The organism is Niallia sp. FSL R7-0648 (genome assembly GCF_038007005.1).
GTDB classification, from domain to species: Bacteria; Bacillota; Bacilli; order Bacillales; family Cytobacillaceae; genus Niallia; species Niallia circulans.
In genome coordinates, this window is record NZ_JBBOWE010000001.1 from 1,206,498 (window position 1) to 1,229,655 (window position 23,158).

18 protein-coding genes and 1 pseudogene are annotated in these 23,158 nt (G+C 34.1%); 15 read left to right on the forward strand and 4 right to left on the reverse strand.

Features of this window, described 5'->3' with window-relative positions:
• Nucleotides 1–86 precede the first annotated feature (86 nt).
• The 7 genes from NSQ89_RS05645 (at nucleotide 87) to NSQ89_RS05675 (ending at nucleotide 9,412) form a co-directional block, all read left to right on the forward strand.
• The gene (locus tag NSQ89_RS05645; RefSeq protein ID WP_095319892.1) at nucleotides 87–278 is read left to right on the forward strand and encodes a hypothetical protein; all 192 of its coding nucleotides are present in this window, start codon (nucleotides 87–89) and stop codon (nucleotides 276–278) included.
• An 885-nt stretch (nucleotides 279–1,163) separates the two neighbouring features.
• Nucleotides 1,164–1,589 (forward strand): DUF1641 domain-containing protein, encoded by a 426-nt coding sequence (locus NSQ89_RS05650; RefSeq protein ID WP_047942916.1) that lies wholly within the window; start codon nucleotides 1,164–1,166, stop codon nucleotides 1,587–1,589.
• Nucleotides 1,590–1,705: 116 nt separating this feature from the next.
• Nucleotides 1,706–2,890 carry an NAD(P)/FAD-dependent oxidoreductase gene (locus NSQ89_RS05655; RefSeq protein WP_047942917.1) on the forward strand — a complete coding sequence of 395 codons (1,185 nt, stop codon included), beginning with the start codon at nucleotides 1,706–1,708 and terminating at the stop codon, nucleotides 2,888–2,890.
• 279 nt (nucleotides 2,891–3,169) lie between these two features.
• The gene (locus tag NSQ89_RS05660; RefSeq protein WP_095257676.1) at nucleotides 3,170–4,354 is read left to right on the forward strand and encodes a Ger(x)C family spore germination protein; all 1,185 of its coding nucleotides are present in this window, start codon (nucleotides 3,170–3,172) and stop codon (nucleotides 4,352–4,354) included.
• 186 nt (nucleotides 4,355–4,540) lie between these two features.
• Nucleotides 4,541–5,026 (forward strand): nitroreductase family protein, encoded by a 486-nt coding sequence (locus NSQ89_RS05665; RefSeq protein ID WP_095321836.1) that lies wholly within the window; start codon nucleotides 4,541–4,543, stop codon nucleotides 5,024–5,026.
• Between the two features lie 268 nt (nucleotides 5,027–5,294).
• Nucleotides 5,295–6,293, forward strand: a complete 999-nt coding sequence (locus NSQ89_RS05670; protein WP_047942920.1) for an asparaginase — start codon at nucleotides 5,295–5,297, stop codon at nucleotides 6,291–6,293.
• A gap of 413 nt (nucleotides 6,294–6,706) precedes the next feature.
• Nucleotides 6,707–9,412 carry an SH3 domain-containing protein gene (locus tag NSQ89_RS05675; RefSeq protein ID WP_341132363.1) on the forward strand — a complete coding sequence of 902 codons (2,706 nt, stop codon included), beginning with the start codon at nucleotides 6,707–6,709 and terminating at the stop codon, nucleotides 9,410–9,412.
• A 932-nt stretch (nucleotides 9,413–10,344) separates the two neighbouring features.
• Here NSQ89_RS05675 and NSQ89_RS05680 read toward each other — a convergent pair.
• Nucleotides 10,345–11,469: an NAD(P)/FAD-dependent oxidoreductase gene (locus tag NSQ89_RS05680; protein ID WP_047942921.1), complete on the reverse strand. Its 1,125-nt coding sequence runs from the start codon at nucleotides 11,467–11,469 to the stop codon at nucleotides 10,345–10,347.
• Between the two features lie 762 nt (nucleotides 11,470–12,231).
• Here NSQ89_RS05680 and NSQ89_RS05685 point away from each other — a divergent pair.
• The 3 genes from NSQ89_RS05685 (at nucleotide 12,232) to NSQ89_RS05695 (ending at nucleotide 15,685) form a co-directional block, all read left to right on the forward strand.
• A complete protein-coding gene (locus NSQ89_RS05685) occupies nucleotides 12,232–13,518 on the forward strand; it encodes a C40 family peptidase (RefSeq protein ID WP_061796845.1) in 1,287 nt (428 codons plus the stop codon).
• 665 nt (nucleotides 13,519–14,183) lie between these two features.
• A complete protein-coding gene (locus NSQ89_RS05690; protein ID WP_047942923.1) occupies nucleotides 14,184–14,900 on the forward strand; it encodes a metal ABC transporter ATP-binding protein in 717 nt (238 codons plus the stop codon).
• The gene (locus NSQ89_RS05695) at nucleotides 14,837–15,685 is read left to right on the forward strand and encodes a metal ABC transporter permease (RefSeq protein ID WP_144579858.1); all 849 of its coding nucleotides are present in this window, start codon (nucleotides 14,837–14,839) and stop codon (nucleotides 15,683–15,685) included. Before NSQ89_RS05690 ends, NSQ89_RS05695 begins: the two co-directional genes overlap by 64 nt.
• Nucleotides 15,686–15,732: 47 nt before the next feature.
• Here NSQ89_RS05695 and NSQ89_RS05700 read toward each other — a convergent pair whose 3' ends face one another.
• Both NSQ89_RS05700 and NSQ89_RS05705 read right to left on the reverse strand, forming a co-directional pair.
• Entirely contained in the window at nucleotides 15,733–16,695 is a 963-nt protein-coding gene (locus tag NSQ89_RS05700; RefSeq protein ID WP_341132364.1) for a D-2-hydroxyacid dehydrogenase, read from the reverse strand.
• Nucleotides 16,696–16,902: 207 nt separating this feature from the next.
• Nucleotides 16,903–17,416, reverse strand: a pseudogene (locus NSQ89_RS05705) (PhnE/PtxC family ABC transporter permease); the annotation flags it as partial.
• Between the two features lie 190 nt (nucleotides 17,417–17,606).
• Between NSQ89_RS05705 and NSQ89_RS05710 the strand changes: the two are divergent.
• The 5 genes from NSQ89_RS05710 to NSQ89_RS05730 all read left to right on the forward strand — a co-directional run bounded on the left by NSQ89_RS05710 (nucleotide 17,607) and on the right by NSQ89_RS05730 (nucleotide 22,394).
• Nucleotides 17,607–19,163 carry a bifunctional metallophosphatase/5'-nucleotidase gene (locus tag NSQ89_RS05710; protein WP_341132365.1) on the forward strand — a complete coding sequence of 519 codons (1,557 nt, stop codon included), beginning with the start codon at nucleotides 17,607–17,609 and terminating at the stop codon, nucleotides 19,161–19,163.
• A 189-nt stretch (nucleotides 19,164–19,352) separates the two neighbouring features.
• On the forward strand, nucleotides 19,353–20,078 hold the full coding sequence (locus NSQ89_RS05715; protein ID WP_061796838.1) for a gamma-glutamyl-gamma-aminobutyrate hydrolase family protein: 726 nt from the start codon (nucleotides 19,353–19,355) through the stop codon (nucleotides 20,076–20,078).
• Between the two features lie 153 nt (nucleotides 20,079–20,231).
• Nucleotides 20,232–20,498, forward strand: coding sequence for a phosphocarrier protein HPr (locus NSQ89_RS05720; protein ID WP_016200885.1), 267 nt, complete (start codon nucleotides 20,232–20,234; stop codon nucleotides 20,496–20,498).
• A gap of 317 nt (nucleotides 20,499–20,815) precedes the next feature.
• Nucleotides 20,816–21,604, forward strand: coding sequence for an ABC transporter ATP-binding protein (locus tag NSQ89_RS05725; protein WP_095321846.1), 789 nt, complete (start codon nucleotides 20,816–20,818; stop codon nucleotides 21,602–21,604).
• A gap of 16 nt (nucleotides 21,605–21,620) precedes the next feature.
• Nucleotides 21,621–22,394, forward strand: coding sequence for a Cof-type HAD-IIB family hydrolase (locus NSQ89_RS05730; RefSeq protein ID WP_047942929.1), 774 nt, complete (start codon nucleotides 21,621–21,623; stop codon nucleotides 22,392–22,394).
• 273 nt (nucleotides 22,395–22,667) lie between these two features.
• Here NSQ89_RS05730 and NSQ89_RS05735 read toward each other — a convergent pair whose 3' ends face one another.
• Nucleotides 22,668–22,988, reverse strand: coding sequence for a hypothetical protein (locus tag NSQ89_RS05735; protein ID WP_082809996.1), 321 nt, complete (start codon nucleotides 22,986–22,988; stop codon nucleotides 22,668–22,670).
• Nucleotides 22,989–23,158 lie beyond the last annotated feature (170 nt).

Here is a 23,158-nt window from a genome sequence, read left to right on the forward strand (position 1 = left end):
CACCTATGTAATAAAAAGAAAAAATATTTACTGATGAAATAATGGTATCTCAGATAACAGGGAGATATAATTTTAGAGGAGAAAAAATGATTGGATTTGCCAATTGTTTATTTGTTTTATTATGGAATCGTACCAATATTTACAACTATTTATTGTTCCACGATATTGATTTTAGTCATGTCGTTTTCATTAGAAATTGGTCAGGACATATTTATGATTTAAGGAAGATTCCATTGTTGGCTGCTTTTTTTATGGGGGTTTATCAGCTGGATTATTAACTACTATTGTTATGGCGATTTACCGATATATGATTGGATATAAAAAATGTGATTGAAGCAATTTAAGACAAGTTGGGAAGTGATTATTTCCGAAAAGCTTTCAGAAACTCATATAAAGATATCAGGATAATGGTAAAGGAATGTCGGAAGAGGAACTTAAGAGACTCGGAACGCCTTTTTATTCAGCAAAAGCACAAGGAACGGGAATTGGGATATGGTATCTTTTAATATTATTCAACTTTGAATGGCAAAATTAAAATCAAAAACAAGGGAACGACTTGTTCTGTATTTTTTTCACTTAACCATAAAGAAGAAAGTAGGAATGGGCAGAGATTAAGACCTGCCTCTATTTTTGATGAAAATAAGTAACGTTTACAGGGGTTTATAAGTCGTTTGGAGAAGTATAAAGGAGTAATAGATACAGTTTGTCGACATAAAGAGTTTTTAATCTGCTATGTAAACTTTCGATTATCAAGAGAGGGGGGGACAGACTAAATGAATAGTAACTTGTTTTTTTAGCATAATAGTTTATAGAGTAAAAAAAATAAGACAATTTTGATTAATAATTTATTTTGTTGGTTTTATGGCTTTATACTCTCTTTTCGTGATAAATATCACTTTTCTTGAAAAAAACTCTGATTTTTTGTCAAACTTACATTTATTTTTGTTCAAAAAGTGGTATTATATTAAAGGAGTTTAATGATGGAGAGGTTGTACATCTTCTTTTAGTATGTAGAAAAAGAGTTTAAAAAGTTTTGTACATACCTTCATTCATTCTAACTAGAGTTGGTTAAAAATTATCTTTTGCAAATTTTTGTGCATAGAATCACAAAACATTTGTTAATAACATTTAAGCTAAGTGCTTATAGTAAAGGAGAATCAGTTATGTCAGAAACTACTGCGCAAACCAATGCTGAAAAACAACTGACTGCAACAAATCAAGATTTATTGGATCAGTTGCTAAAGCCTGAGGTACAAGAATCATTGACAACATTAATGGAACAACTACCAAAGTTAACTGAAATGATTAATGGTTTATCTAAAACTTATGATGTTGTTCAATCATTATCCCAAGATGATGTATTTAAAAACGATATTGTTGGGGCAACAACGGAAATGTTCGAACCAGTTATTCATTCTGTTAAAGGAATGGCATCCGCTGCTATCGAAGCCAAGGATCGTGCAGATGCAAGCAATGAAACAATTGGTGTATTCGGTTTAATGAAAATGTTAAAAGACCCACAAGCACAAAAGATGTTCCGTTTTTTACAGAGCTATCTTCAAATTATGTCAGAACGCAATAATAAATAATCTTTCAAGTAGTCTTCCTCAGTCAGTAATGACGTTAATAAAAGAATTTATTTATGTGAAAACTAACAGGGAAGCTTGCCAATACTTTTAAATGTAATAAGGACGGGGGATTTACTATGTCAAAACATATTGTTATTTTAGGTGCTGGATACGGTGGCCTGCTAGCAGCTTTAAATGTTCGTAAATTTTACAGTAAAGCGGAAGCTACAGTAACCGTTATTAATAAATATCCAACACATCAAATCATTACTGAATTGCATCGCTTAGCAGCAGGTAATGTTTCTGAAAAAGCTGTTGCTATGCCACTAGAAAAATTATTTAAAGGCAAAGATATCGACTTAAAAATTGCTACTGTTGATTCTTTCAATGTAGATACAAAAGAGGTTGCTTTAGGCGATGGAACTAAATTATCTTATGATGCATTAGTAGTAGCGCTAGGAAGTGTAACAGCATACTTCGGTATCCCTGGTCTTGAAGAGAACAGCATGGTTCTTAAATCTGCAGATGATGCAAACAAAATCTACAATCATGTAGAAGAGCGTATTCGTGAATATGCTAAATCAAGAAAACAAGAAGATGCTACTATATTAATTGGTGGCGGCGGACTAACAGGTGTAGAACTTGTTGGGGAACTTGCTGATATCTTACCAGGATTAACGAGAAAATATGGTGTTGATTTCCGCGATATTAAATTACTATTAGTAGAAGCAGGTCCGAAAATTCTTCCTGTTTTACCAGAAGACTTAATCGAACGTGCTACTAAGAGTTTGGAAAACCGTGGCGTTACTTTCTTAACAGGCTTACCAGTAACAAATGTATCTGGCAATGTAATTGATTTAAAAGATGGTCAACAAATTGTTGCTAATACATTTGTATGGACTGGCGGCGTGCAAGGAAATCCACTTGTTGGTGTTTCTGGATTAGAAGTAAATCGTGGTCGTGCAACTGTAAATGAATTCCTACAATCTACTTCACACCCTGATGTATTTGTAGCTGGTGATAGTGCTGTTTACTTCCCAGCTGATGGGGATGGTCGTCCAGCACCACCAACAGCTCAAATTGCTTGGCAAATGGGAGAATTAATTGGATATAATCTATATGCTTACCTTGAAAATAAAGCATTAGACACCTTTAACCCAATTAACTCCGGTACACTTGCAAGTCTTGGTAGAAAAGATGGTGTAGCAATCGTTGGCGGCAGCTCGACTCCATTAAAAGGGTTACCTGCTTCCTTAATGAAAGAAGCAAGTAATATTCGTTACCTATCACATATTAAAGGGCTATTCAGCTTAGCTTACTAATAATAAAGAAGGAAAAGATGAGAGACAGTGTATTAGCCCTGTCCTCATCTTTTTTATTTGTATCCACTTGAGAAAGAGATACTAATCATATTATTGCCAGCTATCCCTGTCATTCCTCAATAGAATTGTAAGGATATATAGGATAAATTTCATTCTTTTTCACAAACTATTATTATCTTTGAAAAAGGTGTGATTGTCTGTTTTTCCAGATTCTCTATCATACCAATTAGTGATGGAGGAAGGAAGATATTGACGATACAAAGGGAGTAGTCTAAAAATATGAAGCGCTGTTTATTATGTATATCTATTGTATCCATCTTGTTTTTAGCTGGTTGTTGGGACCATTCGGAACTAAATCAAAATTCGATTGTAACGGGGATAGCAATGGATAAGGGGAAAGAACATAAATACAAACTTTCGATAGAGAGTACTTCTGCTGCAGAATTAAATCCTAGAACTGCTCAAGGTTTGGCTCCTGCGATTGTCTACTCTATAGAAGGGGATACGGTAGGGGAGATTATCCATAAGTTTAATTCTGCAATATCAACTCATCTGGTTCTTTCTCACATGAGAATCCTTATTATCGGAGAGGATATGGCGAAAGAGGGTATTTTAAGTTTTATGGATTATTTTGATAGGGATAGAGAGATAAGAGACGACTTTAATATAGTTGTTGCAAGGGATACGGAGGCTGTAGATTTTTTACGAGTAACGAACGATTATCAAAAAGTTTCATCTTTGAAAATATTTCCCCAACTCGATCATATGTTAGAGGAATGGGGAGGAACTCCAGGTATTAAATTAAATGATTTTATCCGTACCTATTCATCATCTGGTCAAGTCCCAGTTTTGTCCGCTATGAAAATTCAAGGCGAAAAAGAAAAAGGGTGGGACCTTGATAATATTAAAACAACAGTGCCAGGGGCAATAGCAAAAATTGATTCATTGGCTATTTTTAAGTATGGAAAGCTTCAAGGGTATTTGGATTTAAATGATACAAGAATGTTATTATGGATTCAAAATAAGTTGGAACAGACCTCGTTGAGTATTCCATACAATGATAGCAAATATTTTGGGTTGCGTGTTAATCATTCTAAGACAAAGATTAAAGCTAGACAAGTGAACGGCCGACCTAAATTTGATATATTTATTCAAGCTGAATCGATTCTAGATGGATCCGAAAAAGGGATAAAAGCTGCAAAAGTAAATGCGTTTGAAGATTTTGAAGACAAAACAAACCGTTATCTTGAAAAAGAATTTAATAAGTTGATAAAAAAAATGCAAAAAGAATATGTCGCTGATATATTTGGGTTGGGAGAAATATTTAGAGATCAAGATTACAAGCATTTTAAACAATATGAAGATAATTGGGATACAGGTTTTAAAGATGCGAAGATTAATGTGCATGTAAATGTAGAAATAAAGAGGAGTGGGTTCCGCAACAATAGTAATAATATAAAATAAGCAAATGGCAAACTTGTTCAGGGGGCGACTTAAGAAACGTTTCAGTTACCATTAGGATAGTTATCAATGTTCTGAAGGTAATTATTTTGTATTTTAGAAAGAGGCATTATTTAAAAAAATAGAAAATAGGATTATTATAATAAAGAGAAATAAGCAATAATTCATAATAAAGGGGAGAGTTAAAAAGTGAATATAGCTGAATTAATTACAGGGAGAAGAACAGTAAAAAAATTCAAAACGAAGGATGTAGAGGATGCTATTATTATCGAATGGCTCCAACAGGCGAAATTTGCACCAAATCATAGGATGACAGAACCATGGAGAATTCTATTTGTTGGAGAGAATACCCGAGCGGAACTAAAACATAAAACAAATTTTGGTGGGGCTTCTAAGGTTATAGCTGTTTTATCGCATAAAGGAAGAAACCAAGTCGAACGGGATGAAAATTTAGCAGCAGTATCCTGTTTTATCCAAAATTTTATGCTGCAAGCATGGGACGCAGGAGTAGGTACGTTTTGGAGTTCTGTCGGATCTTCGGCTTTAGGGAGAAATACGTTAGGAGTAAGCGAGGATTATGAAGTGGTCGGAGTTCTTGCTATTGGTTACCCAGAAGAAATTATGGAACCAAAAGCGCGCACGTCTATTGAGGAGAAAATTACCTATTTAGATTAAAACATGATCTAGTAATTTTGCAATAAGCGAAAAAAAGGCTCAAACAATCATACGAATCTGTTTGGCTTTATTTTTGGCCGGACATCTCTGTTCCGGCCTTTTTTATTTTGCTTTCAGCTAAGAAAATAGAAATAGAGAGAAATAAATTCTTCTGAAAAAATGGATAGAATCCTCTTATTGCGGAAACTTCTTTAAATATATATAATAACGTGGTGTATACCGAAAATAGGTATATTTTTTAGGAGTATGGCATTTAGGAGGACTGTAAATGAAAAAATTGCTTTTACTTGCAACCGGCGGGACAATTGCTTCAATAGAAGGAAATGAAGGACTTGTTCCTGGTTTGTCTGCAGAAGAGCTCCTTCAATATTTTAAGAATGATATTTTAGAAGTTGATGTAACTTGTGAGATCATTATGAATAGAGATAGCACTAATATGCAGCCGGAACATTGGGTTATGATGGCTGAGATCATTGCTGAGCGGTATCATGAATTTGATGGTTTTATTATTACACATGGTACGGATACATTAGCGTATACATCAGCTGCACTTTCTTATATGCTTCAAGGTCTCAAAAAGCCTGTTGTAATTACTGGGTCACAGGTCCCGATTAGTTTTAAACAAACAGACGCTAAGAAAAATGTTATAGATAGTATTCGCTTTGCTAAAGAAGAGATAGGTGGAGTTTTTGTCGTTTTTGATGGACGAGTTATTATTGGTACAAGAGCAATGAAAATGCGAACAAAGAGCTATGATGCATTTGCGAGTATCAATCATCCATATGTAGCGACGATTGAAAAAGACCAAATTCACTTTTTATGGAAGCCTGATAAGCCGACAACTGAATTGCTGTTGGATACAAGCATATGCCCTGATGTCTTTTTATTAAAATTGCATCCAGGCACAAAGCCTGAGATCTTTGATTTTATTAAACAACACTATAAAGGGGTCATTATTGAAAGCTTTGGTAATGGGGGATTACCTTTTGAAGAAAGAAATCTATTGCCGAAGATTGAAGAAATGGTAGATGAAGGAATTGCTGTTGTTATCACAACTCAATGTTTGGAAGAAGGACAAGACCTCTTATTATATGAAGTAGGAAGAAAAGTGGCGCAATATAATATTATATTATCAGCAGATATGAATACAGAAGCAATAGTGGCAAAATTAATGTGGGTATTAGGAAATGAATTAACATTAAATGAAATAAAGAATCGCATGGAGAGCCAATTAGCTTATGATTTATCAGTTGATTGGGAAGGATAAAGATCCAACTACTGAGTGATGAAGCTTCCAATCTATCTTTTTGGTGATAGATTGGAAGCTTTTTTCATTCAGTTTTGCAGAAATAAGGTGTCTCAATTTTAAGTAGTCTAAGATACCTATTTTTGGTCTCTTTTATCATATCTAAATCATCGTGACTATTTATTTCTAGTGAGTAATGGTACTATTGGAATAGGTGAAACGTTTATATTTTGTGCTGTTATGAAACGTTAGACCTAGTAAAAGAGGCGATAATAAAAAAAACGTGACTATAGGATTATATACTAGTAGAATAATAGATAATATCATAGGTACTAAAGAATATATAATAGGGGTTTAGAGATTAGTAGTAACAAGATGATAGATGCAAGAATAACCAAATAATGAACTAAGTAAATAGATCTAGGAGGTATGTAGTGGTGAAAAAAGTAGTTGTACCTGGAATATTTTTAGCAGCATTATCTTCTCCGCTTTTTATGGAAGAGGCTCATGCAGCTTCCGTCACGAAGTATGTAGAGGTGAATAAAGGCTCGGTATTGAATGTAAGAGTCGGTCCATCTATTAGTACAAGTGTTGTAACCACATTAAAGGCAGGAGAAAAGGTTAATGTCCTTTCGGAAACGAATGGCTGGTCAAAAGTGGAAGTGGATGGAAAGATTGGATATGTATCATCAAGTTATCTGATAACAAAGCAAGTAAGTTCCGTAAAATATGTTTCCGTTGATCCTTCTTCAACTTTAAATGTAAGAGAGTCAGCTTCGACAAAAGCAAATGTAGTAACAAAGCTAAAAAACAATACAAAAGTCGAAGTAGTTTCAGAGTCCAATGGCTGGGCGAAAATTAAAGTAAATGGCATAAATGGATATGTATCATCTCAATACATAAAAACTGTTCAAACAGAGGAAAAGAAAACAGCCAATAGTTCAAACAAGCAACAAAAAGTGACTAAATACGTTAATGTTAATACTGGTTCCAGTTTAAATTTAAGAAACAGTCCCTCCAATTCAGCTTCCATTATTGTAAAATTGGCTAAAGATGTGCCTGTAACGGTTTATTCAGAATCCAATGGCTGGTCAAAAGTAGAAGCGTATGGAAAACAAGGATATGTAGCAACACAATATCTAACAGAGAAGAAAGGAACTGCTAGTCCTGAGAAAAAAGAAGAGACAAAAACAAGTACTAGTGAAGAGGCAGCGGCGAAATATGTCAATGTGGAAAAAAACTCTTCCCTTAATGTTAGAAAGGAAGCAAGTACTAATAGTGCTATTCTAACAAAACTTTTAAGAGGAACAGAGGTAAAAGTTCTGTCGAGTGCAAATGGATGGGATAAAGTAACTGTATCTGGAAAAACAGGTTATGTAAGCAGTAGTTATTTATCGGTGACAAAAATTACAGAAACAACAACTAATAATAAAGGGACCGATAAGAACGAAGCAAAGCAGCCGGAAAAAGCACCAACCGGAAAACAAATGAAAGTGAACGTTCAGGCAGGATCTAATTTAAATGTAAGGTCCACGGCATCAACAAGCGGATCGATTAAAGGGAAGCTTTCAGCAGGCACAGTAGTAACGGTATTATCAGAGAAAAACGGCTGGTCTCAAATCAAGACAAGTAAAGTAGCAGGCTATGTAAGCAGCGAATACTTAACAAGTATATCTACTCCCGATAAAGGTACAGATAAGAACGAAGCAAAGCAGCCGGAAAAAGCACCAACCGGAAAACAAATGAAAGTGAACGTTCAGGCAGGATCTAATTTAAATGTAAGATCCACGGCATCAACAAGCGGATCGATTAAAGGGAAGCTTTCAGCAGGCACAGTAGTAACGGTATTATCAGAGAAAAACGGCTGGTCTCAAATCAAGACAAGTAAAGTAGCAGGCTATGTAAGCAGCGAATACTTAACAAGTATATCTACTCCCGATAAAGAAACAGATAAGAACGAAGCGAAACAGCCGGAAGAAACGCCAACTGTAACCGAAAAAATCGTAAATGTTCAGGCAGGTTCTAGTTTGAATTTGCGATCAACACCATCAACAAGTGGCAAGATTCTTAGTAAGCTTCAAGCAGGTACTGTAGTAATCGTACAAGCAGAAGGAAATGGTTGGTCTAAAGTAAAAGTCAATAATCTAGAAGGCTATGTAAGTTCAGAGTATCTATCTAGCAAAGGCAATGGCTCAGCTAATGCAACGATTAATAAAAGTTATGTGAATTATAATCTCACACTAGAAGAAATGACAAATATTCAATTAAGTGTGAATCCACAAACAGATAAAAAATATGACACATATATTAGAGAAGATGCGATTGCCTTTAAAACAGCAGATTCAACAAAGGGTACTGTAATCGGAAATGGCTGGAGATTACGCGGAGGTGCTGGAACCGATTATTCTGTTGTCAGTACCTTGACTAGTGGCCAAGTATTAACGGTTACTTCTAAAATCAAAGGAACAGATGGTTATTACTGGTATAAAGTAAATTATTCACAATCATGGGTTACTGCTAGTAAGGAAGACACTGCTTACTATCTTAACCCAAACAATTTTATTAATAGTGATACACAATCACTGCAATTTCTAAAATTATCTGCAAAAGCAAATGTAGATGATAAAGAAGTAGATAGTAAGATTTTAGCTGGAAAAGGAATCTTAGCAGGAAAAGCTTCTTCTTTTGTAACTGCTGCTAATGCATATGGAATTAATGAGATTTATTTGATATCACATGCACTTTTAGAGACTGGAAATGGAACATCCACTTTAGCGAATGGTGTTCAGGTTAATGGTAAAACTGTGTATAACATGTATGGTATTGGTGCCTATGATGGATCAGCCATTTCAAGCGGTGCACAATATGCTTATAATGCAGGATGGTTTACGCCAGAGGCAGCCATTATAGGTGGAGCCAAATTTATTGCCCAAGGTTATGTTAATGCAGGACAAGATACTTTATATAAAATGAGATGGAATCCTGATGCAGCTGAGAAAACTGGAAATGCAACGCATCAATATGCTTCCGATATAGGCTGGGCTACTAAACAAGTGGGCCAAATTTATAACTTATATAGTCTGTTAAGTTCCTATACTTTAAACTATGAGATTCCAATATATAAAGTAAATGCAAAATAAAACTGAACGATTTCAGTTAAAAACGGAAATAGATAGCGTGAATTTTCCATTTATATCAATTAGCAGGTAAATCATTGGTCTGGTAATAATAGTGTTTGGAAAGGTTGTTTGCAATCTTTCTAAACATTATCCAGATGTTAATATACCCCAATTCGAAACTTAATTACTTTCAGAGATTAAAAGAAAGATTCTCATTGTATGGTACCTAACCAGGATTTGATTATAAGAACTGTCTTTTGCAAAAAAATCTGAGATATCTAAAATAATTTGATTTGAAAAACTTTAGGTTTCGCAAATCGAATCTGTATCCAGTAACATACTTTATTGCCTCTTTCTTATTGCAAGAGAAATACTAACATTTGCATCAATTGTTACTTTCACAACTCCTCCATTCCCCTAAGTAATCGTAATAATTCATTCCATTTAAAAAATAACTGTAACAAGAAGTATATTAAACAACAGCTAATTCGGAAAAATATTTATTTGTTCTTCTAACAAATAATAGGAAAACACAAACTCCTTTTTTTCTTCTGCAATCTATCATTTTTTCTCGATAATAGACGGGAATGAACGTTACATAGAATGAAAGTGAACGTAATACAGAACAATTTTAATACGAATATGATTGAAGAACCATATGTAGAAACTACTATCTATTCTCATGAGTTTCCAATATGAAGGTGTGTTTTACTCTTGTTCATGAATAATTTGGGATTCGAAATGAGGAAATAGATGGATAAGAAGTATTTAATAAGCAGTGTGTGGAAGCAAGTTAGGGAATTTATGATTAGTAAGGTAAATAAAAAATGAGAGAATATACCTAATGAAAGAAACACTTAACGTTAAACAGATAGAAAAACGTTAAGTGTTTTCATGGTTAAGGATTTGACAATAAAATCAATAAATAGAAGCTGCTTTAAGCGTTTCTGAATCTATCGCTCTTGAATAGAACTATCGATAGAATAGGGAGAGAAGTCGATATCTGATTCAGAATGAAGAAGAAATTTTGCCAGCTGCTGCCCAATAAATGGTCCCATTGTTAGGCCAGATGCCCCTAAACCATTAGCGAGCGTTATTCCTTCATAATGCTTTACTCTTCCGAATACTGGAAGAAAATCGTTTGTGAATGGGCGGAAACCTACTTTTACTTCACGCCATATCCCTTCTAACAAGCCTGGTGCAAATAGGAGAGCCTTATCAATTATTTCTTTTATTCCTTCAATTGTAACATGGGGAGATAATTCTGTTGTATTTTCGTGTGTTGCCCCAATTACAATCGTATTATCTTCTAAAGTTAATAAGTACTGATCATGCGGGGGCATTACTACAGGCCAGTTGGAACATTGAATGTCTTTTAATTGGATATGAAGTATTTGCCCTTTTTGTGCTTTTACATCAAAAGCTAAGTGGAGTGGCTCAAGTAATTCATTTGCCCAAACTCCAGCTGCGATAACCACTTCATCTGCATAAATAGATGTATTGTCACTAAGTTTAACCCCTTTAATTGTATTTCCCTCTCTTAACAGGGTACAAGATGAATGGATAAAGCTTGCCCCTAATTGTTTGCTTGCCTCCATGAGGGCATTTCTTAAAGCCCATCCATTTACTCTTGCAGCACCGCTTATATGTAATGCCATATATCCAGGAGCTAATAAGGGGAATAGAGACTGTGCTTCTGAAGATGAAAGAATGTCAATATCCCCAATTTCTGGTGCATCTATTTTTCGTTTTAACGTTCTTTCCTTCATGGCTTCCAATTTAGCTATGTCTGAATGAAGGCTGAGCGCACCAACTTTTTTATAGCCTGTATTTAATGAATGATAGTTATGTAAATCATTAACAAGAGAAGGATAATATTTTGCTCCTTCCCTAGCTAATAGATACCATTTTTTATTTCTACGTTGGGAATTCCATGGGCAAATGATTCCGGCAGCTGCTTTTGTTGCTTGTCCGCGATCTTCCCTATCGATAACAATAACTTCAGCCCCGCGCTTTGCTAATTCAAACGTAGTAGCAGCGCCAAGTATTCCGCCGCCTACGACCACTATTCTTTTCATATAATAATCAATTCCTTTTTAGTTAGTTTCAAGCTGGTTTCAAATGATTTTCTATTTAAGCACAAATTGGAGCAGATAGAAACTTTTTCTATCTACTATTTCATCAAAAGTTAAATTGGATAGATTAATTCCTGATTTAAGACAAAATAATGTCCGTTTAAAAAGCGCAATAATTTTGAAGAAACGCAGCTAAATAAACAGTTATTACTAATATAACATAGTGCATATATAGATTGAATTCACCATTTTGAAGGCGTTTATCCCATATTGTTAGAATTTTATTTAAATAAAAAAGATAATTAGTCTGTAGTCGCTAATGTGGTGCTTATTGTTTGGAAACGGAGAGAAGAGCGAGAAATGTTAGAAAATGTCGATATAATGCGATGAAATACTACTATTAAGAACGACTTAGTTACAGTATGTTAATTATTAAATCTGCATTTTGATAGGCATTTAATGGAAGAGAATAGGAAATAAGTTTGGAAAAAATGTGAACAAAGGCAGAAAAAAAGGCATTTGAAACACAATTGTAATATTCCTATTACTTAAATGACAAATTATGATGTTATACTTCTATTTGTGGCGAAAGATGTTTTATATAAAGAACTTTCGTCGAAAGCAGGATTATCGTTTGATTTATAGAAGAGAGAATACTATATTAAAAGAGTCTCTCTACCAATTACAACCATAAACATATAGACAATACATAGACAATTAGATTATAAGAATTCTACATTAGATAAGTGCAGGGGGGAAATGGAAATGTTAAAAAAGAAACTAGTGGTACTAAATACAACGATATTACTTGGATTAGGGACTAGCTTAGCCGTACCAGGAATAAATGCTCATGCGAATCAATCACCTAGCATTGTTCAACAAAAGGAATCTTTACAAGGCCAAATTTCAGACGCCCAAATTAAGATCGTAGAAGCACAAGAAGAATTAAAGAAATTAGAAGCACAAATTAAAAGAGTAGATAAGGCAATTGAGGAAAATAAAGCACTTATTGAAGAAACAAAGACAAAGATGGAAACAACAGAAAAAGAAATTGCCTCCCTTGAGAAAAAGATAAAAGAATTAGAAGATAGAATTGAAAAAAGAAATGATGTATTAAAAGAAAGAGCACGTACCTTCCAAGAAAATGGAGGAAGCGTTGATTATATTGAAGTTTTATTCGGTGCTGCTAGCTTTAAGGAGTTTGTTGACCGTGTAGGTGCTGTAGCTACAATCATGGAAGCAGATCAAGATTTAATTGCAAGCAATGAAGCGGATAAAAAAGATTTAGAAACGAAGCAAAACGAAGTAAAAGAAAAGTATGATGAACTGAAAAATACAAAATTAGATCTTGAAGAAATGCAAAAGCAAAATCAAGATAAACAGAAGAAAAATGAGCAAGCAAAAAAAGATTTGAAAGCAAAAGAAGCAGACAATAAAGAACGTAAAGCTGAATTGGAAGAAAAGTATGGCTCATTACAATCTGTAGAACCACAAATTAAAAAGATGATTCAACAAAAAGAACAAGATAACTTAAATCAATTAGTTGCTACAACAGTTGGAACTAGTGATAATGGAAGTTCTAATAATTCTTCTTCCGCAAGTTCTGATAAATCTACATCAGGTTCTAACAAATCAACAAATGGTCCAAAGAAAACGGTAAAAGCTAGTGGAAGTAAATCAAAAGCTATTACAGCAGGATATAAATATATTGGTAATTCTACTTATAAATTTGGTGGAGGAAGAACAGCATCAGATGTAGCAAATGGATTATTTGATTGCTCTGGTTTTGTTAGCTGGGCTTATTCACAGGCTGGATACAGTATTCCTGCAAGCACAGATGCTTTGAAAAACGCTGGGACTCGCGTATCTACAAGTGATATGCAGCCAGGAGATCTAGTATTCTTTAACACATATAAAACGGATGGTCATGTCGGAATTTACATTGGTGGAGGCAAGTTCATCGGTTCTCAAAGCTCTACTGGTGTTGCAATTGCATCTATGGACAGTGGATATTGGAAATCTGTATTTAATGGTAGAGTTGTTCGATTCTAATAGATTGATTTTTTATAAAGCATTACTTGATGAAATTTCATCAAGTAATGCTTTTTATTCTGATTTATTTATATTTAATATATACCCCAGTATTTAAAAGTTATGCATCATTTCCTATTTTTATTACAATATCAGTACGATAATCATAATAAGTTGACCACTATTGGCATCGCTATATTAATGGAGAAGCAGGTATATAAGAAGTAATTCTTGACCAATACAAAATTTTATTATAAAATTTTTAATCGGAATCGTTTTGATTTATGTTGACACTTAACAAGGAAAAGTCTATTATTAAGTGTCATGTATTATAGAAGGAAAGAAATGATAAATATTTATCTGGTGATTAAGTCATAACTTTATATTCGAACAAATAATGTTAATTTTTAAATCGTAATGAGTACGAAATTGACTACTTTTGTACGTACCCATTTCGAGAATGAAATAAATGAAGAATAGATTGCCGCAAATCGTAAAAATTATTAAAGTTAGATAAATGAAGCAATAACAAACAAAGACTTCGATAAAAAGTCGTTTCCTTATTTTTATTCAATACAAAGCACTAACATAACTTACTTATAACACAGTTTAAAGAGGAGCGGTTATAGAGGCGTTAGGGATAAGGAAGATAAATAAATAAATAAATGGAGAGGAGTAATTACTATATGAAACTAGCGACAGTATCAAAAATTACATTTGGATATGAACATGTTCCTGCACTTGAAGATGTATCATTTGAATTAGAATATGGAGAGTTTGTTGGGATTACAGGTCCTAATGGCGCAAGTAAATCTACCTTATTAAAGTTATTATTGGGGCTACTTAAGCCATGGTCAGGGGAAGTGAATATAAGTAAGTTAAATGCGAGTGGAAAAAAATTAACTGTAGGTTACGTTCCCCAACAAATTTCTTCTTTTAACGTTGGCTTCCCAAGCACCGTCATAGAACTTGTTCGATCAGGCAGATATCAACGTAAAAAATGGTATGAAAGATTAAAGGAAGTAGATCATGAAGCAGTAAAGAAATCATTAGAAATGGTTGGAATGTGGGATTACCGTAATAAGAAAATCGGTGAGTTATCTGGAGGGCAAAAGCAAAAGATTGTAATTGCACGTATTCTAGCATCTGAACCTGACTTGCTAGTTTTAGATGAACCGACCACAGGAATGGATGCAGATAGCAGGAAAGGCTTTTATGAATTTATGAAGCATCAAGTAAATGAACATAATAGAACAGTTGTCATGGTAACACATGATCAAGATGAGGTAGAGGATTATTTAGATAAAATTATTCATATTGAGAAAGGAGAAAAAGGCGGATGGAGATGTTTGAGCTTGAATTCATGCAAAGAGCATTTTGGGCAGGTGGGCTCATTGCAATAATTGCACCAATCATTGGAATTTATTTAGTCCTGCGAAGACAAGCATTGATGGCAGATACATTGTCACATATATCATTAGCGGGAGTGGCAATTGGTTTTTTCTTTCAAACGAATGTAACAATTTCTAGTCTTCTCGTTGTAATTGCTGGAGCAATTGGAATTGAATATATGCGACGAGCATACCATACTTATTCAGAAGTATCGATTGCTATTCTTATGGCTGCTGGATTATCGTTCGCTTTATTTCTCATGAGTTTATCTAGTGGCGGAATGACGACAAGCATGGATCAGTATTTATTCGGAAGTATTATTACGATTAGTAAACAACAAGTGATTGTATTAGCAATTGTGACTGGAATTATTCTTCTATTTTTTGTTTTCTTTACGAGAAAGATGTATATTATGACTTTTGATCAAGATACGGCAACAACTAGCGGTATTAATACCAATATGTTATCCATCGCATTTAGTATTTTAACTGGTATTGCTATTTCAGTAATTATCCCAACAATTGGCGTGTTATTGGTTTCTGCCTTGTTAGTATTGCCATCTGCCTTTTCCATCAAATTAGTAAAAGGTTTTAAATGGGTATTTATCGTGGCTATTTTAGTAGCGGCTGTTAGTATCTTTACTGGATTGTTTTCATCTTATCATTTAGGAACGCCTCCTGGTGCAACCATTACTCTATTATTAGTAGTTATTTTACTAGTAGGGTTTTTAAGCCAAAGGATTTATATGTTGGTTCGCCGTGCGTCAAGTCAGAAGAATTATAAAAAAGTAGGATGATAAAAAGAGGAGTGCTTTTTAAGTATACTCCTCTTTTTATCTATACATTAATAACCTTTTTGGTAATCCACTACATTAATTGCTAAATCTTCTTCTTTTAAATAATGATTTGCATTAAGGAGGAAAATGTCTTCGATTACTCTGCTATTGTAATGTTCTGTAGAGCCCGAAGTATGGGGAGTTATAATAACATTTTCCAAATCCCATAATGGACTTGTCTGCTGCAATGGTTCATTTTCAAAAACATCTAAGCCTGCACCCGAAATTTCTCCGTTTTTTAAAGCAGTGACCAAATCATCCTCTTTGACTATTTCTCCACGTCCAATGTTGATAAAAAAGGCAGAGTTTTTCATGTGTTGAAATTGCTCTTTTTGGAATAGTTGGTATGTATCGTCTGTTAACGGCAGTGTGACTACTACATAATCACAGAGAGGAAGGATTTCGTTTAGCTCTTCAGAAGTATATAACTCATCTACATAATCGGTTCGCTTACGTGAATTTCTTACTCCAATAACATGCATATCAAATGCCTTGGCAATTTTAGCTGTTTCTAGCCCAATTGCTCCTAAACCGATAATACCGATCGTTTTTTTGTGTGCTTCCAATTTAATGTCAGTTCCATCCCATTTTCTTTTAAGCTGATTTCGTACATATGTATGAATATTCCTTGTTAGACCAAGTAAGAGCGCAAAAATTGTTTCTGAAATAGGGTAGCCATGTACGCCATTTGCACTTGTAATGACGATATTCTTTTTTCTTAACTGTTCTAAAGGAAGGGAATTTACTCCTGCACTCCAAGTCTGAATCCATTTGAGCTGGTCGTTTTCCATAATAGTTTTTAAATCAAAACTACTTCTCCAGCCAAGAATGATTTCAGAATCAATCAAATGCTCTTGCCAATCATCTTGCTTTAATGCATGGATGATTTCCCATTCAGAAAATGTGGACCGTATCTTTTTCAAAAGGGAGGAATGGAGAGGGTGGGTAAGTAATAATTTTCTTTTTTTCATTTTGGGAACACTCCTTTGTTTTTGAAATTTATTATTCTATTGTAACAAATAAATTGATAATTGGTACTATTTTGTTATTTGCACAATAAACACACATCAAGGAAAGATGATGGGTGTTTATTTGAAATTCACTTTATATTTTTATGTAATTCTTCTTCTTAGAAATCTTATTATATCAATTATCGTTACCCTTACAATAATCCCTCACAGGATGATTCCAACTCGATCCCAATCTCATGTACTGATTGCAAAAATAAGTGGGGTTCCAATTCTTCCTGCACCGATGACACCTAAAATGGCAGCAGAACGAATGTTTATCTTGAACTTCCGGCTGCTAGCAAGCCTTCTGTTGGCCTCATATCTAGAATTCCCTCTAAATATAATTTTCCTAACATCTCTATGGATTGTGGACCTAATACTAGTATTCCAGCAAATGATCCAGAAACCAACTGCTATAATAAATAAAATAGCTATGATAACTTCAGGAAATGTCCGTACGAAGCTTAATGCAAATTTCCCAGTACTTGCGATTGTTTTTCCTTTGCTTCCTATTGTTAGCAGTCTAGAAGGCAAAGGGAAATACAAGGAAGTGCTGATATTAAGGTACCTATTATGGCAATCGCTAATGTATCAAGCAGACACGTAAAAAATCCTCGCCATCTGGCAAATATACATATTCCCAATCTGGATAGAAAAAGCCTGTGAAGATGGCAATAGAGATTAATGTAAATAATAAACAGCTTTTATCAGGTTTAAGAAAAAGAGGGTTAGAGGAGAAAGAAAAGAAATTATAGGTAGTTAAGGAAGAATGAACTTGTTATAATGAACTTGCTTAATAGAGGAATAAAAAGAAGCTTGATTATACTACTTTATTCAGAGGAATTGGAAATTTAGATACTGGAGATGAAATCTTGAATACAGAAGTAACTATATTATTAACAAGTGATATACATGGAAATGTTTTTCCATTGAATTATGGAAATAATACCCCGGCAGATGTTGGTCTTGGTAAAATTGCTTCTATAATTAGAAATGAAAGAACCAAGAACGAGCATACCATTGTTATTGACAATGGTGATTTAATACAGGGCACACCGTTAACCTATCATTATGTGAATTTTTTAGCAGATAAAAAAAATCCAATGATAACGATATTAAATGAATTAAAGTATGATGCGGCTGTAATAGGCAATCATGAATTTAATTATGGGTTAGATATTTTAAAATCGGCAGTGAAGGAATCGAGATTCCCTTGGCTATGTGCAAATATTGTCGATGTAAAAACAAACACTCCATTTTTAGGTAGTCCTTATGTAATTAAAAAAATAAATGGTTTTAAAATTGCTATTCTAGGGATAACAACCGATTACATTCCCAATTGGGAAAATCCTCAGAATATCGAAGGACTGCAATTTAATGATGCATTTGACAGTGCAAAAGAATGGGTAGAGCTGATTAAGAAGGAAGAGCAGCCGGATGTTCTTGTTATCTCTTATCATGGAGGATTTGAAAGGGATCCTGAGACTGGTGAACCATCAGAAGTATTGACTAGAGAGAATCAAGGATATACCATTTGTAAACAGATTGACGGGGTAGATGTACTTTTAACAGGTCATCAACATAGAGAATTAACCGGTAATATCAATGGAACAGAAATTATTCAACCAAGCAATAATGGAAAGTATGTAGGAAAAATAACATTAATACTAGATGATAAAGGCGAAGTAATCGAGAAAAGTTCTGAACTATTATCTGTTGCTGAAGTGGAAGCTGAGGAGGATATTCTATTATTAGTAAAGGAATATGAAGAGAGGACACAAGAATGGTTAGATACACCTATTGGCCGTATCGATGGGGAAATGTTAGTAAAAGATCCGATGCAAATCCGCTTAAAGGACAACCCGCTTATCGAATTTATTAATAAAGTGCAAATGGATGCAGTGCAAGTGAAAATCAGTAATACTGCACTTTTTAATAACGAATCACCGGGATTTAAGCCAAATGTAACAATGAGAGATATTGTATCCAATTATATTTATCCTAATACATTTAAAGTACTTTTGCTATCTGGAAAGGATATTCGTCACGCGCTCGAACATAGTGCAAAATACTTTGCTTTAAATGACGAAGGAGAGCCGATTGTCAACCCTTCGTTTGTTTACCCTAAGCCCCAGCATTACAACTACGATATGTGGGAAGGAATTGAATACACACTCAATCTAACTAAGCCAATTGGACAGAGAGTTGTTCAGTTAGATTTTGAGGGGGCGCCAATAGACGAGGAAGCTTTATATGAAGTAGTAATGAATAATTATCGAGCAGGAGGCGGCGGGGATTTCTTTATGTTCAAAAATAAGCCTGTTATCCGTGAAATTCAACTTGACGCTTCTGAATTAATAGCTAATTATATTATGGAGAGAAAGATCGTACCTGCGACTTGTAATCATAATTGGAAAGTCATTTGGTAAGTGGAAGATAGTATTTACACTTATAACAATAGCATAAAAGATAAAAACAGCTAAAACGGTAGATAGATGATCGTTATTTAGCTGTTTTTTCTGCTTCTATTTATAGAAAGTTTATTGACAAGCTCTTTTATTTCCTTTTTAATATTGTTAATATTGGAAAAATTAAATAGTGTCAGGGGATGGAGAGCGTTGAGTAAACCGGTAATAGGGATAACAGGTGCATACGTATTTAAAAATAAATTTATGGAAGGCACATATGTGCATCATGATTATCAAAAATCCGTTGCAGCCAATGGAGGATTGCCAGTTATCTTGCCGTTTGTAGAGGAGGACCTGGCAAGAGAAATGGTGGATCTTTGTGATGCTGTGATTTTGAGTGGGGGAGAAGATGTAGATCCGAGTTTATTTGGAGAAGATCCACATCAAAATATTGGAGACACCATTCTTTTGCGTGATAAAGTGGAAATACAAATAATTAAAAGAGCGATGGAAACGAATAAACCAATACTTGCGATTTGTAGAGGCATTCAAATTTTAAATGTTGCGTTAGGAGGAACATTAATACAAGATATTTCTTCGCAAATGAAAGATAGTATTAAACACACTCAATCTGTGAGCCGAAGTTTAGACACCCATTTTGTTTCTATTAAAGAAAAAAGTAAGTTAGCCAATATAATTGGAGAAACAAGAACTAGAGTAAATAGCCTTCATCATCAAGCTATTGATTGCTTAGCAGCCGGCTTAGAAATAGTTGCCACTAGTAGTGATGGAGTTATAGAAGCTGTTGAGCATAAGAGTTATCCTAACTTTTTACTAGGGATTCAATGGCATCCAGAATCAATGGCGTCAACTAATGATAAAATGAATCAGATTTTTATAGAATTCATAAAAAGTGTAAAAAAAAGCAGAGGCTAATACGGTAGAAAAGTTTGTCTAATAAATGTAAAATATTGAGAGATACACAACTAGAAAGCTCAAAACAGAAAAAGATGAAAAAAAAGTTAGTATTAAGTCCTAAAATCAGCTAAAATAGTAGGGTAAGACAATTTTTTCTTTGGAGGTATAACAATGAGCGAAAAAACATTTACAGTAATTGATGAAACTGGTATTCATGCAAGACCAGCAACATTATTAGTTAGCACTGCTAGCAAGTTCAAATCAGATATGCAAATCTCTTTCAAAGGGAAATCTGTGAACTTAAAGTCTATCATGGGCGTAATGTCATTAGGTGTACCTAAAGGTGGAGAAATTACTATTTCTGCAACTGGTGAAGATGAAGTAGAAGCAGTTGATGGTGTAGAAGCTGTCCTTAAAAAAGAAGGATTAGTTGGTTAATTTTTTACCCATGACCCTCTTTTATGAGGGTCTCTCTCCATTTATTTTTTATTAAATTAAAGCGGTTACATATTCAGCAGTGAATGGATATGAGATCATTAATTTTATGAACGTAAACATAAAGATTTGACCCTTAATCAAAATGGAATCATACATCAAGGTATTTTGAATGATTCCATGAAAGAAAGGTCAAGTCTTTTTATTATTTGGACTTGTTTGCTAAAATGAGCAATGATAAATACGAATGTTCTTGATTCCTCATTCTGTACAAATTATATGAATTTTTAGTAAAATGTAGAGAAGATAGGGGGATTGGCATGATTGTTAAATTAGAAGAGGTTGGCTTAAAAAGAAATGGTCAGTGGATTTTGAAAAATATTAATTGGGAGATTAAAAAAGGAGAAAATTGGATTCTGTATGGTCTAAATGGGGCCGGAAAGACAGCTTTGTTAAATATGATTTGTGCGTATTATCATCCGACTGTTGGAAAGATGGAAGTATTAGGGAAAGTATTTGGGAAGTCAGAGTTAGGAGGAGCGCTAAGGCGGAATATTGGACTAGTATCCAACCGGCTACAACAAAATTTATATGCATCAGATAGCGCATTTGAAATTGTACTTAGCGGCGCATATGCTTCGATTGGATTATATGAGTCACCAACAGCGGAAATTAGAAACAAGGCAATTGAAATAATGGAGAAGCTAGGCTGCTTGGATTATGCAGATAGACCATATAGTAGTTTATCACAAGGAGAGAGACAAAGAGTATTAATTGGAAGAGCGTTAATGGTAAATCCTGAACTAATTATTTTAGATGAACCAGCTACCGGCTTAGATTTTTTAGCAAGAGAACAATTATTAGATACCATTACTAGTTTGGTATCTGAAAATAGCAGCATCATTTACGTTACGCATCATGTGGAGGAAATATTACCAGTGTTTTCCCATACTTTTCTGCTGAAAAAGGGAGAGGAATTTATCTCAGGATATACAAAGGAAGTATTAACCAGCAAGAATATGAGCAGCTTTTTTTCGTTACCGGTAGAAGTCATTTGGAATAGTCAAAGACCACTATTGGCTAGAAGCAGCTCATTAATAAAGAAATAATAAAGGAGAAAGAATTTTGACATATAAAATTGTATTTATTGATATTGATGGTACATTAGTAAATGAAGAGAAACAAATTCCTAATGACGCGAAAGCAGCGATTAAGGAATTAAAGAAGCGGAATATCCCAATTGTTTTAGCAACTGGAAGAGCACCTTATTTCTTTTCCCATATTTTAGATGAGCTTGGTTTATCGTCATATATTTCTTTTAATGGGTCATATGTTGTCCATGGCAAAAAGGAAGTATATAAAAAACCAATCCCGATGAATACCCTAGAATTGCTAGAAAATACTGCCTTAAAAAATAATCATCCTATCGTTTTTCAAGGGAGTAAGGAAGGTTGTGCTAATCATAAAGAGCATGCACATATTATTGAATCCTTCCAATCATTAAAATTAAAGGCACCTTCTTATCGACAAGATTTTTGGAAGGAAGCCGATATTTATCAATGCTTGCTTTTTTGTGAGGAAAGCGAAGAAAAGGTATATGAAGAAGCGTTTTCTAATATACATTTTGTTCGTTGGCATCCTTTATCCATGGATGTTATTCCAACAGGTGGATCTAAAGCAGCTGGGATTGCACAAATTTTAAACATTTTAAATATCGATCCAAAGGAAGCAGTAGCATTTGGAGATGGATTAAACGACAAAGAAATGCTTTCGTATGTAGGAATGGGAATAGCTATGGGGAATGCTCATGAAGATATTAAGCCATATGCAAAATTTATTACAAAGCATGTAGATGATGGAGGACTAGCTTACGGATTACAAAAAATAAGCCTCCTTTAACCTATAATTCGTAAGAAGAGGTTTGGAGACAAAAAGATATTGGAGAAGTAGAATTGCATTTTCATGTGTTGCTTAGCACAGAGCACCACCTTGATTCAAAAAGTTTAAATAAATATCCTTTACTCAACTTCAGTTTCCAATATACAGCAATTTTCCTACAGTCTGGATACATATATAAAGAAGCTGCCAAAATATTTATCAGTTTTTTGGCAGCTTTTTAGTACTATCTGCAATAAGGCAGCAATTGCTGACTTTATATCAAAATAAGTTTGATTAGTCCTCCCAATTTTCATAGACAACCACTCCTCCTGATAAATCGATTGTATTACGTTCTCCTTTATACAGAAGTTTGCCATCTTCTTCTACAATTAGATTTTCATAAGTAAACACTTTTTTCCCGTTTGGCAAGGTAATGACTACTTTGTCCCCATATTCTTCTGTTCCTGTTTTCGGCTCACTAGCAAAATATCTATCTGAAAATATATAGCCTCCAAAAATTGTGGTAAGCAGTAAGATAGAGCCTAAAAAATACATCACTTTTTTACCAATATTATTTTTTTTTCCATTTTCCTCATGTTTATCTGTACGTTTCATATGCTTCTCCACAATATCACCTTTTCATTAAGTTTTATTGCTCAAATGGTAACAATGGTATATAGAAAATATTTAGTAGGTATAGATAAAATTCCCCTTAAATTAACATATGAAACAAATTCTTAAAGATGACGAAATATTAATGGCAGATTGATATTTTGGCATATTTA

Bases quoted from the DNA above. Each gene is read 5' to 3' on its own strand.
- NSQ89_RS05645 (WP_095319892.1), top strand. From the start codon at position 87: ATGATTGGATTTGCCAATTGTTTATTTGTTTTATTATGGAATCGTACC.
- NSQ89_RS05650 (WP_047942916.1), top strand. From the start codon at position 1,164: ATGTCAGAAACTACTGCGCAAACCAATGCTGAAAAACAACTGACTGCA.
- NSQ89_RS05655 (WP_047942917.1), top strand. From the start codon at position 1,706: ATGTCAAAACATATTGTTATTTTAGGTGCTGGATACGGTGGCCTGCTA.
- NSQ89_RS05660 (WP_095257676.1), top strand. From the start codon at position 3,170: ATGAAGCGCTGTTTATTATGTATATCTATTGTATCCATCTTGTTTTTA.
- NSQ89_RS05670 (WP_047942920.1), top strand. From the start codon at position 5,295: ATGAAAAAATTGCTTTTACTTGCAACCGGCGGGACAATTGCTTCAATA.
- NSQ89_RS05680 (WP_047942921.1), bottom strand. From the start codon at position 11,469: ATGAAAAGAATAGTGGTCGTAGGCGGCGGAATACTTGGCGCTGCTACT.
- NSQ89_RS05685 (WP_061796845.1), top strand. From the start codon at position 12,232: ATGTTAAAAAAGAAACTAGTGGTACTAAATACAACGATATTACTTGGA.
- NSQ89_RS05690 (WP_047942923.1), top strand. From the start codon at position 14,184: ATGAAACTAGCGACAGTATCAAAAATTACATTTGGATATGAACATGTT.
- NSQ89_RS05695 (WP_144579858.1), top strand. From the start codon at position 14,837: ATGGAGATGTTTGAGCTTGAATTCATGCAAAGAGCATTTTGGGCAGGT.
- NSQ89_RS05700 (WP_341132364.1), bottom strand. From the start codon at position 16,695: ATGAAAAAAAGAAAATTATTACTTACCCACCCTCTCCATTCCTCCCTT.
- NSQ89_RS05720 (WP_016200885.1), top strand. From the start codon at position 20,232: ATGAGCGAAAAAACATTTACAGTAATTGATGAAACTGGTATTCATGCA.
- NSQ89_RS05725 (WP_095321846.1), top strand. From the start codon at position 20,816: ATGATTGTTAAATTAGAAGAGGTTGGCTTAAAAAGAAATGGTCAGTGG.
- NSQ89_RS05735 (WP_082809996.1), bottom strand. From the start codon at position 22,988: ATGAAACGTACAGATAAACATGAGGAAAATGGAAAAAAAAATAATATT.